Annotated in this window: 13 protein-coding genes; 7 read left to right on the top strand and 6 right to left on the bottom strand. The window is 70.4% G+C overall.

Annotated elements, in window-relative coordinates:
- Positions 1 to 25: 25 nt before the first annotated feature.
- Positions 26 to 499: an Lrp/AsnC family transcriptional regulator gene (locus tag PARJ55_RS0101280; protein WP_051416112.1), complete on the bottom strand. Its 474-nt coding sequence runs from the start codon at positions 497 to 499 to the stop codon at positions 26 to 28.
- A 70-nt stretch (positions 500 to 569) separates the two neighbouring features.
- Between PARJ55_RS0101280 and PARJ55_RS0101275 the strand changes: the two genes are divergently transcribed.
- Positions 570 to 1,160: a LysE family translocator gene (locus tag PARJ55_RS0101275; RefSeq protein ID WP_028711340.1), complete on the top strand. Its 591-nt coding sequence runs from the start codon at positions 570 to 572 to the stop codon at positions 1,158 to 1,160.
- Here PARJ55_RS0101275 and PARJ55_RS0101270 read toward each other — a convergent pair.
- Entirely contained in the window at positions 1,147 to 2,025 is an 879-nt protein-coding gene (locus PARJ55_RS0101270) for an EamA family transporter (protein WP_028711339.1), read from the bottom strand. The two genes, PARJ55_RS0101275 and PARJ55_RS0101270, sit on opposite strands and share 14 nt — an antisense overlap.
- Positions 2,026 to 2,041: 16 nt before the next feature.
- The gene (hemE, locus tag PARJ55_RS0101265) at positions 2,042 to 3,070 is read right to left on the bottom strand and encodes a uroporphyrinogen decarboxylase (protein WP_028711338.1); all 1,029 of its coding nucleotides are present in this window, start codon (positions 3,068 to 3,070) and stop codon (positions 2,042 to 2,044) included.
- A gap of 76 nt (positions 3,071 to 3,146) precedes the next feature.
- Between hemE and hemC the strand changes: the two genes are divergently transcribed.
- Entirely contained in the window at positions 3,147 to 4,088 is a 942-nt protein-coding gene (gene hemC, locus PARJ55_RS0101260) for a hydroxymethylbilane synthase (protein WP_028711337.1), read from the top strand.
- Here hemC and cbiB read toward each other — a convergent pair.
- Together cbiB and PARJ55_RS0101250 are read right to left on the bottom strand one after the other, a co-directional pair.
- Complete coding sequence (gene cbiB / locus PARJ55_RS0101255; RefSeq protein WP_028711336.1) at positions 4,085 to 5,026, bottom strand: adenosylcobinamide-phosphate synthase CbiB; 942 nt, start codon at positions 5,024 to 5,026, stop codon at positions 4,085 to 4,087. The two genes, hemC and cbiB, sit on opposite strands and share 4 nt — an antisense overlap.
- Complete coding sequence (locus PARJ55_RS0101250; protein ID WP_028711335.1) at positions 5,023 to 5,589, bottom strand: histidine phosphatase family protein; 567 nt, start codon at positions 5,587 to 5,589, stop codon at positions 5,023 to 5,025. Before PARJ55_RS0101250 ends, cbiB begins: the two co-directional genes overlap by 4 nt.
- A gap of 176 nt (positions 5,590 to 5,765) precedes the next feature.
- Here PARJ55_RS0101250 and PARJ55_RS0101245 point away from each other — a divergent pair, with 176 nt between their 5' ends.
- From PARJ55_RS0101245 to PARJ55_RS0101235, 3 genes are read left to right on the top strand one after another with little or no spacing between them, the layout of a single operon-like run.
- A complete protein-coding gene (locus tag PARJ55_RS0101245; RefSeq protein ID WP_028711334.1) occupies positions 5,766 to 6,926 on the top strand; it encodes an isovaleryl-CoA dehydrogenase in 1,161 nt (386 codons plus the stop codon).
- Positions 6,926 to 7,438 carry a lysozyme inhibitor LprI family protein gene (locus PARJ55_RS0101240; RefSeq protein ID WP_028711333.1) on the top strand — a complete coding sequence of 171 codons (513 nt, stop codon included), beginning with the start codon at positions 6,926 to 6,928 and terminating at the stop codon, positions 7,436 to 7,438. The genes PARJ55_RS0101245 and PARJ55_RS0101240 overlap by 1 nt, the downstream gene beginning before the upstream one ends.
- Positions 7,435 to 7,920: a lysozyme inhibitor LprI family protein gene (locus tag PARJ55_RS0101235; RefSeq protein ID WP_028711332.1), complete on the top strand. Its 486-nt coding sequence runs from the start codon at positions 7,435 to 7,437 to the stop codon at positions 7,918 to 7,920. Before PARJ55_RS0101240 ends, PARJ55_RS0101235 begins: the two co-directional genes overlap by 4 nt.
- Before the next feature lie 50 nt (positions 7,921 to 7,970).
- Here the strand turns inward: PARJ55_RS0101235 and PARJ55_RS0101230 are convergent, their stop codons facing one another.
- Positions 7,971 to 8,582 (bottom strand): OmpW family protein, encoded by a 612-nt coding sequence (locus PARJ55_RS0101230; RefSeq protein WP_084637748.1) that lies wholly within the window; start codon positions 8,580 to 8,582, stop codon positions 7,971 to 7,973.
- Between the two features lie 145 nt (positions 8,583 to 8,727).
- On the opposite strand from PARJ55_RS0101230, the gene PARJ55_RS0101225 reads away from it, so the two are divergent.
- Together PARJ55_RS0101225 and PARJ55_RS0101220 are read left to right on the top strand one after the other, a co-directional pair.
- Complete coding sequence (locus tag PARJ55_RS0101225; RefSeq protein WP_028711330.1) at positions 8,728 to 10,332, top strand: carboxyl transferase domain-containing protein; 1,605 nt, start codon at positions 8,728 to 8,730, stop codon at positions 10,330 to 10,332.
- A 5-nt stretch (positions 10,333 to 10,337) separates the two neighbouring features.
- Positions 10,338 to 10,847 (top strand): O-acetyl-ADP-ribose deacetylase, encoded by a 510-nt coding sequence (locus PARJ55_RS0101220; RefSeq protein ID WP_028711329.1) that lies wholly within the window; start codon positions 10,338 to 10,340, stop codon positions 10,845 to 10,847.
- Positions 10,848 to 10,869 lie beyond the last annotated feature (22 nt).

Below are 10,869 nucleotides of genomic sequence, written 5' to 3'. Positions count from 1 at the left end.
AAATACCCATGCGAGGCTGACGCGTTCAGGCCCGCTCGTCCTTGGGCGAGCCCATGACGACATGGGTGGTGATGGTGGCGATCTGCGGGAAGGCGCCCAGCACCTCGGTATGGAAGCGGCGATAGGCGTCCAGGTCGCGCACCTCGACCCGCAGCAGGTATTCGACCGAGCCGGTGATGTTGTGGCATTCCCGCACCTGCGGCGCGGCAAGGCAGGCGCGCTCGAAAGCCTGCTGCGCCTCGTTGGAATGGCGGGCGAGGCCGACGGTGACATAGGCGGTGAAGCCTGCCGCGCGGGCGGCGGGGGCGATGATGGCGCGATAGCCCTGGATGGCGCCGCGCCGTTCCAGATCCTGCACCCGGCGCAGGCAGGCCGAAGGCGACAGCCCGACCTCGGCGGCAAGCTGCTGATTCGGCATGCGGCCGTTCCGGGCAAGGATGCGCAAGATCCGCGCGGATACCGGGTCTATATCGAAGTCTGATTGTCCCTTTTCTGCCATCGCTCGCAAATCAGGCCGGAAATTGCATGAACATGACAATATCATTGCGGGATCTTCAGGGAAATCCGCAATGTCGCACCAGATCCTTTTGGCGCTTGTCGCCTTCGCCTTCGTCACCTCGGTCACGCCCGGGCCCAACAACCTGATGCTGATGGCGTCCGGGGCGAATTTCGGCATTCGCCGCAGCGTTCCGCATCTGTTGGGCGTGGCGCTGGGTTTCGGCGCCATGGTGGCGCTGCTGGGGCTGGGCGTCGACCGGCTGGTGGCCGGCGCGCCGCGTCTGGCCGAGGCGCTGAAGTGGGTCAGCATGGCCTATGTTCTGTGGCTGGCCTGGAAGATCGCCCATGCCTCGGCGCCCGGGAGCGAGGGTGTGGCGGCGCGGCCCATGGGCTTTCTGGCCGCCTGTGCCTTTCAATGGGTGAATCCCAAGGCCTGGATGATGGCGCTGGGCGCGCTTTCGGCCTATTCGGCCGGGGTGGGCGGCACGCTGGTGGTGGCGCTGGTCTTTACCCTGGTGAACCTGCCCTCGGTCGCGCTTTGGACGGCGATGGGGCAAGGGCTGCGCGGCGTCCTGTCCCAGCCGGCGCGGCTGCGGCTGTTCAACCGGGTCATGGCGCTGCTGCTGGTCGGCTCGATGCTGCCGGTCGTCACCGGGCACTGACCGCGATCAGCGCGGCGACGCCCAGCACGATCAGGGCCATGCCGGCCAGTTGCCGCGGGCGGATGCCCTCGCGGAAGACCCGGCCCGAGACGAGCTGCGCCATCACCACCTCGACCAGCGCCAGGGTGCGGACATTGGCCGCCGCGGTCAGCGCGAAGCCCAGGAACCAGAACAGCGAGGCCAGCGCCCCGAGCGCGCCGGCGCCCAGAGAGCTGCGCCAGTGCCGGGCTATGCCGGCCAGCGCCGGGCGGTCCAGCGCGCCCAGCCAGGCCAGCATGATCGCGCTTTGCAGGGCCAGGCTGAGGACCAGCACGGTCGCCGCGCGAACCGGTTCCGCGCCGAAGGGCAGGGCGAGGATCGCACCGCGAAAGCCGATGGCCGAGAGGCCGAACAGCGCCCCCGCCGCGATGCCCAGACCCGCCGCACGCCAGCCGCCGCGCCGCCAGTCGGCGCCCGACATCAGCACTACGCCCAGCGTCGCCGTGGCGATCGCCGCCATGCGGGCGGGGCCCAGCGCCTCGGCCAGGATCAGGGTGCCGATCAGCGCCAGCGTCACCGGTTCGGTCTTGATCAGTGCCGTGGTGACGCCGAAGCCGCGGCTTTCCATCGTCAGCAGCATCAGCGCGGTGGCGGCGATCTGCGAGGCGGCCCCCAGCGCCGCCCAGCCCAGCACCGTGGCGTCGGGCAGGGGCACCGGCACCAGCGCCGCCATCCCCGCCAGCACCAGCGCCGCGAAGGGCAGGCCGAAGAGGAAGCGCACGGCGGTCGCGCCCATGGTGCCCAGCTCGGCGGTCAGCCGCCGCTGCGCCGCATTGCGCCCGGTCTGGGCCGCGGCGGCGATCAGCGTGGCGAGGATCCAGCTCAAGCCCCGACCCCGCCCATCAGCCCCGGATCGCCTCCAGCATCCGCGTGACGTTTTCGGGATCGGCCTCGGGGGTGATGCCATGGCCGAGGTTGAAGATATGCGGGCCCTGCGAAAAGGCCCGCACGATCCGGCGCGTTTCGGAGACGAGTTCCTCGCCGCCGCTGACCAGCAGGCGCGGGTCGAGATTGCCCTGCACGCAGCCGTCCTTCTGCACCTCGGCCGCCGCCCAGTCGGCGCTGACCGAATTGTCCAGCGCCACGCAATCGGCGCCGGTGGCGCGGGCGAAGCCGGCATAGCGCGGCCCGGCCTCGCGCGGGAAGGCGATCACCGGGATGCCGGGGTGGCGGGCCTTCAGCGCGGCGATGATCCGGCGCGCGGGCTCGACGGCGAAATCGTCGAAGTCCCGGTCCTTGAGCGAGCCGGCCCAGCTGTCGAACAGCTTCACCACCTCGGCCCCCGCCTCGATCTGGGCCGAGAGATAGTCGATTGTCGCCTCGGTGATGCGGTCGATCAGCGCGGCGAAGGCGGCGCGGTCCTCGGCCTTGAAGCCGTGGGCCGGGGCCTGGTCGGGGGTGCCGCGGCCGGCCACCATGTAGGTGGCGACGGTCCAGGGCGCGCCGGCAAAGCCGATCAGCGTGGTTTCCCGCGGCAGCTCGCGCGCCAGGATGCGGACGGTTTCATAGACCGGCGCCAGCGTCTCGTGGATCGCCTCGGCGGGTTTCAGCGCCGCGACCCCGGCGGCGCTGGTGACGGTGGAAAGCCGCGGCCCCTCGCCGGTGACGAACCACAGGTCGAGTCCCAGCGCCTGCGGCAGCAGCAGGATGTCGGCGAAGAGAATCGCCGCGTCGAAGCCGTAGCGGCGGATGGGCTGCAGCGTCACCTCGGCCGCCAGGTCCGGCGTGTAGCACAGCGACAAAAAGTCGCCGGCCTGGGCGCGGGTGGCGCGGTATTCCGGCAGGTAGCGGCCGGCCTGGCGCATCATCCAGACGGGCGGAACGGGCAAACGCTCGCCCTTCAGCGCGCGCAGGATGGTTTTTTCGGACATGGTTCACCTCTTGCGGCCCTTCATGGCGCGCACGGCCCCGTTGTCAAGGCCGAGGGGGGGCGCTAAGCCCTTTGCCATGACCCAGATGCCCGACCCCCAGAACCCCATCCGCATCGGCACCCGTGGCTCGGCCCTGGCGCTGGCCCAGGCGCACGAGACCCGCGACCGGCTGATGGCCGCGCATGGCCTTGCGGCCGACGCCTTCCAGATCGTGGTGATCAAGACCACCGGCGACCGGGTGCTGGACCGGCCGCTGAAAGAGATCGGCGGCAAGGGCCTGTTCACCCGCGAGATCGAGGATGCGCTGCTGGCGCAGGACATCGACATCGCCGTGCATTCGATGAAGGACATGCCGACGATCCAGCCCGAGGGCCTGCTGATCGATTGCTATCTGCCGCGCGAGGATGTGCGCGACGCCTTCGTCAGCGCGCAATTCGCGGCGATTTCCCAGCTGCCGCAAGGCGCTGTCGTCGGTTCCTCGAGCTTGCGGCGGCGGGCGCAGCTGGCGGCACGGCGGCCGGATCTGAAGCTCGTCGAGTTTCGGGGAAACGTCCAGACGCGGTTGAAAAAGCTGGAAGATAGAGTCGCGGTAGCGACCTTTCTGGCCATGGCCGGGCTGACGCGGCTGGGCATGCTGCATGTCGCGCGCGGCGCGGTCGATCCCGACGAGATGCTGCCCGCCGTGGCGCAGGGCTGCATCGGGGTCGAGCGGCGCGCCGATGACGCGCGCACCGCGGCGCTGTTGGCCGCAATCTCGGACCGGGACAGCGCGCTGCGGGTGACGGCCGAGCGCGCCTTCCTCGCCCGGCTCGACGGTTCCTGCCAGACGCCCATCGCCGGGCTGGCGGAACTGCAGGGCGACCGGCTGCGGCTGCGCGGCGAGATCCTGCGCCCCGACGGCAGCGAGGTGATCGCGGGTGAGCGTATCGGTCCGGCCTCGGACGGCGCTGCCATGGGCACCGACCTGGCCGAGGAGTTGCGCGGCCGGGCGCCGGCCGATTTCTTCGACTGGTCCTAGGCCAGCAGCAGCGCCGCAAGGCCCAGGCCCAGCAGCGCCATGGCGCGGCGATAAAGCCGCAGCCCGGCCATGAGGTCGCGCGCCTGCGGGTCGCGGGCATTTCCGTTCAGCCAGGGCTCGGGCGTCTCGACGCCGTGATAGCGGCGCGGGCCGGACAGGCGCACGTCCAGCGCCCCGGCCATGGCGGCCTCGGGCCAGCCGGCATTGGGCGAGCGGTGGCGGCGGGCGTCGCGCCGGATCACCCCTGCCGCGCGTCCCCCGGCAGGCGGCGCGGCCAGCAGGAACAGCAGCGCCGTCAGCCGCGAGGCCGGCAGGTTCACCAGGTCGTCCAGCCGCGCGGCGACGCGACCGAACAGCGCATGGCGCGGGTTCATGTGGCCGATCATCGAATCGAGCGTGTTGATGGCCTTGTAGGCCGCGATTCCCGGCAGGCCCGCGACCGCTGCCCAGAACAGAGGCGCGACCACGCCGTCGGATGTGTTCTCGGCCAGGCTTTCCAGCGCGGCGCGGGCGATGGGTGCCGGCCGGTCGTCCAGCTCGCGGCCGACGATCATCGCCACCGCCGCTTTCGCCGCCGGGACATCCCCCGCGGCCAAGGGCCGCGCCACCGCGGCGACATGGTCGTGCAGCGAGCGGATGGCGACCAGCGGCCAGGCCAGCACGCCCAGCAGGACGGGGCCCAAGGGCAGCGGCGCCAGCGCCCGGGTCAGCAGCAGCGCCGGGAGCAGCGCCGCGCCGACCGTCACCCCCACCGCCAGCGCGCCGCGGGCGATGCGATGCCCGCCCCGGTTCCAGCGGGCGTCCAGCGCCGAGATCAGCCGCCCGATCCAGACCACCGGATGCGAGACGCGGCGATAAAGCGCCTCGGGCCAGCCGATCAGCGCATCGACCAGCAGCGCCACCAGCGCAATGGTCAGCGTGTCCTGCGACAGGATCATGGCGCGACCTTGGGCGCGACCCGGTTGACGGCCTCGACCGCCCAGCCGGCGGGGCTGCGCGACAGGACGGTCAGCGACAGCGGCGCCACGGAAAAGGACAGCGCCGCCGGACCGACCGCCAGCGCCAGCGCCGCCCGCACCGTGCCGGCATGGGCGACGATGGCCACCGTGCCGCGCGCCCGGTCCAGGAGCGGCTGCACCCGCGCCGCCATGTCGAGGAAGCTTTCGCCGCCGGGTGGGCGCTGGCGTGCCAATTGCTCGGGCGGCAGCGGGCCGAGGTCGGGGATGATCGCGCCGGGCTCTTCCCAGCCGCCGAAATCCTGCTCCCACAAGGCGGGTTGCCATTCCGGGGCCAGCCCCAGGGCCGCGCAGGTCTGGCGGCAGCGCAGGGCGGGGCTGGACCAATGCGTCCCGGCCCCATCCAGCGCCGCGCGCGCCCAGTCGAGCGCCGCGCCGTCGCTGCAATCCGCCTCGACATCGCGGCGCCCTGCAAGCCCCGGCCGGGCCAGCGGGGCGTGGCGCAGAATCAGCAGCCGCGCGGCGGCATCGGGAAGCGGGCTCATCGGGCATCCTTGCGGCTAGGCGCGGCAGGAATGGCGCGCGGCCGCAGGCTTGTCAACGCGGCCCCCGCAGGCGCAGGATCGCCCTGAACCGCCGAGAACAGGCTTGACGCAGGCCCCGGCTTGGCGGCATAAACCAGTTAAATGAACACTCGTTCAATAAATGGAGGAGATGGCCGATGTTCACCGCGGGAATGCAGTTCGACCTGGGCGAGGACGTGAACGCCCTGCGCGACACCGTCCATCGCTGGGCGCAGGAGCGGGTGAAGCCCATCGCGGCCGAGGTCGATCGCAGCAACGCCTTTCCGAACGAGCTGTGGCGCGAGATGGGCGATCTGGGCCTTCTGGGCATCACCGTGCCCGAGGAATTCGGCGGCAGCGGCATGGGCTATCTGGCGCATGTGAGCGCCACCGAGGAGATCGCCCGCGCCTCGGCCTCGGTCAGCCTGTCCTATGGCGCGCATTCCAACCTGTGCGTGAACCAGATCAAGCTGAACGGCACCGACGAGCAGCGGGCGAAATACCTGCCGGACCTGTGCAGCGGCAAGGCGGTCGGCGCGCTGGCCATGTCCGAGGAAGGCGCGGGCAGCGACGTGGTCGGCATGAAGCTGCGGGCCGAAAAGAAGAACGACCGCTATGTGCTGAACGGCAGCAAATACTGGATCACCAACGCGCCCGACGCCCATACGCTGGTGGTCTATGCCAAGACCGACCCCGAGGCCGGCAGCAAGGGCATCACCGCCTTCATCGTCGAGCGCGGCATGAAGGGCTTCTCGACCAGCCCGCATTTCGACAAGCTGGGCATGCGCGGCTCGAACACCGGCGAGCTGATCTTTCAGGATTGCGAGGTGCCCTTCGAGAACGTGCTGGGCGAGGAGGGCAAGGGCGTGCGGGTGCTGATGTCCGGCCTCGATTACGAGCGGCTGGTGCTGTCGGGCATCGGCACCGGCATCATGGCCGCCTGCCTCGACGAGGTCATGCCCTATGTCAAGGAACGCAAGCAGTTCGGCCAGCCGATCGGTTCGTTCCAGCTGATGCAGGGCAAGATCGCCGACATGTATGTCGCGCTGAACACGGCGCGGGCCTATGTCTACGAGGTGGCGAAAGCCTGCGACGCCGGCAAGGTCACGCGACAGGATGCGGCGGGCGCGGTGCTTTACGCCAGCGAACAGGCCATGGTGCAGGCGCATCAGGCCGTGCAGGCGCTGGGCGGTGCGGGCTTCCTCAACGATTCTGTGGTCAGCCGGCTGTTCCGCGACGCCAAGCTGATGGAGATCGGCGCCGGAACTTCGGAAATCCGCCGCATGTTGATCGGGCGTCAACTGATGGAGATCGCCTGATGCGCCTGCTTGTCCTTTTCCTTCTGCTGGCCGCCGGCCCGGTGCTGGCCCAGGATGGCCCGCGATACGATACCGATGGTTTCGCGAAATGCATCGCGGATGCGGAAGCCGATGCCAGCGCCGCGCCGGGGCTGCGAAGCTGCATTGGCGAGGCCTCGACGCAATGCATGGCGACGCCGGGCGGCGAGACCACCGTGGGCATGGTGGAATGCCTTGGCCATGAGGCGAAGGATTGGGACAAGCTGCTGAACGGCTATTACGAGCGGGCGCTGAAAGCCGCCAAGGCGGCGGATGCGGATCTGGCCGAGCTCGGCTCGGCCGCCGAGCCCGCGGCCCCGGCCCTGCAGCAGGCGCAGCGCCACTGGATCGCCTTCCGCGATTCCTCGTGCCGCTATGAGAGCCTGCGCTATCAGGGCGGGACGCTGGGCGGTCCGGCGGCGCAGGATTGCGTGCTGCGCCTGACGGCCGAACAGGCCCTGCGCCTGCGCGACATCGCGGAGGGGATGGAATGAAGCGCCTGGCCGGATGCGCCCTGGCCCTGCTGCTGGCGGCGCCATGCTTCGCCGGCGATGCCTCGGGCTTCGACCCCGCCGCCATCGACCGATGCCTTGGCGATGCCTCGACCCAGGGCGCGCGCGCCGATTGCGCCGGGACCGGCATGGAAGCCTGTCTCGACTATGCGCGCGGCAAATATACCGGCGACGACCCGGATTTCCCGATGGCCAACTGCCTCGACGCCTCGCATCAGGCCTGGGAGGCGAAGCTGACCGGGGTCTACGAGGCGGCGCTGAAGACGCAGGGGGAGAAGGGCGCCGATCCGCAGGAGAGCCTGCGCCAGGCCGAGCGCAGCTGGCTGCAGTTCCGCGAGGACCTGTGCAACCAGGCCCGGGACGCGGCGGCCGAGGGCAAGGGCGATCTGGCCCGCGCCCGCTGCATCCGGGACGAGACCGCCCGGCAGGTCGCGCTGCTCATGGCGCTGGGATCCGCCGAATGAGCCGGTCCCCGGAGCAGGGGCGCCCCGTCGCGGAACGCCCCGGCGGCGGCCTAGAACTTCATCACGTAGCTGATGCCGGCGACGACCGGATCGACCTCGACCTCGCCGATCTTGGCGCCGTTCAGCTCGACATCGGCATTGATGTCGATCCAGCGCAGGTCGGCGCGGATCGCCGCCCGGTCGTTGATCCAGTAATCGGCACCGGCATGGGCGGCCAGGCCCCAGCTGTTCTTGACCCGCAGGTCGGAACCGGCCAGCGGCCCCCTGGCGTCGCCGTCCCAGAAGCCGGTGAAGTTCACCCCCAGGCCGACGAAGGGCTTGAATTGCGGCGTCGCGTCGAAATGGTATTGCAGCGAGACGACCGGCGGCAGGTGCTTCACCGTGCCGATCTCGGTGCCGTTCGACCGGATCGAGTGCTTGAAGGGCAGGGCGCCCAGCACCTCGATGCCGATATTGTCGCGGATGAAATATTCGAAGGTGATGCTGGGACGGGTGCTGTCGCCGATGCTGGTCGGATAGGCGCCGCCGGCGAGGTCGCCGTTGTCGGATTTGGGATTCACATGCGCGATCCCGAAGCCAAGCGTCCATTCCCCTTGCGATTGCGCCAGCGCGGGCGAGGCCAGCGCGGCGAGCGCCGCGGCGAGGGCAAGCTTCTGTCTCATGGCGATCCTCTCTTCTTGTCGCATGCCCGCTCATGCCGCCCCGGGCGCGGATGCGGCGTTGATCTGGATCAAGAATTTCCCGCCCGGGCCGTGCCTGCGTCAAACTGGCGCAAGGCCCCGGCGCCCCGACCGAAAGGATGACGCGATGAAACTCGGCACCTCGGCCCTGCCGTCTTCGGAGGCCTTCCGCGCCAATCGCGCGGCGCATCTCGCCATGCTGGACACCGTGCGCGAGGCGGCGCTGGCCGCCGCGGCCGGGGGCGGCGCCCGGGCCGTCGAGCGTCATGTGGCGCGCGGCAAGATGCCGCCGCGCGAACGGGTGGCGAACCTGCTCGATCCCGGCTCGCCCTTCCTGGAGATCGGCGCCACGGCGGCGCATGGCATGTATGACGGCGCCGCGCCCTGCGCGGGCGTGATCGCCGGCATCGGCCGGGTGCATGGGCAAGAGGTGATGGTGGTGGCCAACGACGCCACGGTCAAGGGCGGCACCTATTACCCGATGACGGTGAAAAAGCACCTGCGCGCGCAGGAGATCGCCGAGGAATGCCAGCTGCCCTGCGTCTACCTGGTCGATTCCGGTGGCGCCAACCTGCCCAACCAGGACGAGGTCTTTCCCGACCGCGACCATTTCGGCCGCATCTTCTACAACCAGGCGCGGATGTCGGCCAAGGGCATCGCGCAGATCGCCGTGGTCATGGGCAGCTGCACGGCGGGCGGCGCCTATGTCCCGGCCATGTCCGACGTGACGATCATCGTCCGCAACCAGGGCACGATCTTCCTCGCCGGCCCGCCGCTGGTCCGGGCCGCGACGGGCGAGGTGGTCTCGGCCGAGGACCTGGGCGGCGGCGACGTGCACACCCGCCTGTCCGGCGTTGCCGACTACCTGGCCGAGGACGATGCCCATGCCCTCGCCCTGGCCCGGCGCAGCATCGGCAATCTGAACCGCCGGCTGCCCCAGACCGTGCAATGGCAATCGCCCGAGCCCCCGGCCCACGACCCCGAGGAGATCCTGGGCGTCGTCCCTGCCGACCTCAAGATCCCCTACGACATCCGCGAGGTGATCGCCCGCGTCGTGGACGGCTCGCGCTTCGACGAGTTCAAGCCCCGCTTCGGCGAGACGCTGGTGACCGGCTTCGCGCATCTGGAAGGCTGCCCCATCGGCATCGTCGCCAATAACGGCGTGATCTTCTCGGAAGCCGCGCAGAAGGGCGCGCATTTCATCGAGCTCTGCTCGATGCGGGGCATCCCGCTGGTCTTCCTGCAGAACGTCACCGGCTTCATGGTCGGCCGCAAATACGAGAACGAGGGCATCGCCCGGCACGGCGCCAAGATGGTGACGGCGGTGGCGACCACCTCGGTCCCCAAGATCACCATGCTGGTCGGCGGCAGCTTCGGCGCCGGCAATTACGGCATGGCCGGCCGCGCCTACGGGCCGCGCTTTCTCTGGACCTGGCCCAATTCCCGCATCTCGGTGATGGGCGGCGAGCAGGCGGCCGGCGTACTCGCCACCGTGCGCCGCGAGGGCATCGAACGCCAGGGCGGCACATGGAGCGCCGAGGAAGAGGCCGAGTTCAAGCGCCCCACCATCGAGATGTTCGAGCGCCAGTCGCACCCGCTCTATGCCTCGGCGCGGCTCTGGGACGACGGCATCATCGACCCGCGCAAGACCCGCGACATCCTCGCCCTCAGCCTGCGCGCCAGCCTCAACGCCCCGATCGAGCCGACCCGCTTCGGCATCTTCCGGATGTGACGGCCATGGACCGGCCCCGCCTCACCACCCTGCAGGGCGACATCACCCGGCTCGCCATGGACGCCATCGTCAACGCCGCCAATCGCAGCCTGCTGGGCGGCGGCGGGGTGGACGGCGCCATCCACCGCGCCGCCGGGCCCGAACTGCTCGACGAATGCCGCAGCATCGGCGGCTGCCCGACCGGCGAGGCCCGCATCACCCGCGGCTACGCCCTGCCGGCCCGCTACGTGATCCATGCCGTCGGCCCGGTCTGGCGGGGCGGCGGGGCGGAGGAGGACGCGCTGCTCGCCAGCGCCTATCGCCACAGCCTGCTCCTCGCCCAGGCCCATGACCTCGCCCGCATCGCCTTCCCGGCGATCTCGACCGGTATCTACGGCTTCCCGGCCGACCGCGCCGCCCGCATCGCCGTGGCCACCATACTCGGCCACGGCGCCGGCCTCGAAGTCACGCTGGTCGGCTTCGACGCCGCCAGCCACGCCACGCTCCGCCGGGCGGTGGACGAGGCCCGCCGATGATTTCTCCGTTTCCCAAATACTC

It is taken from the genome of Paracoccus sp. J55, from assembly GCF_000513975.1.
Classification (GTDB): Bacteria; Pseudomonadota; Alphaproteobacteria; order Rhodobacterales; family Rhodobacteraceae; genus Paracoccus.
This window is presented reverse-complemented; position numbering and strand designations above follow the sequence as displayed.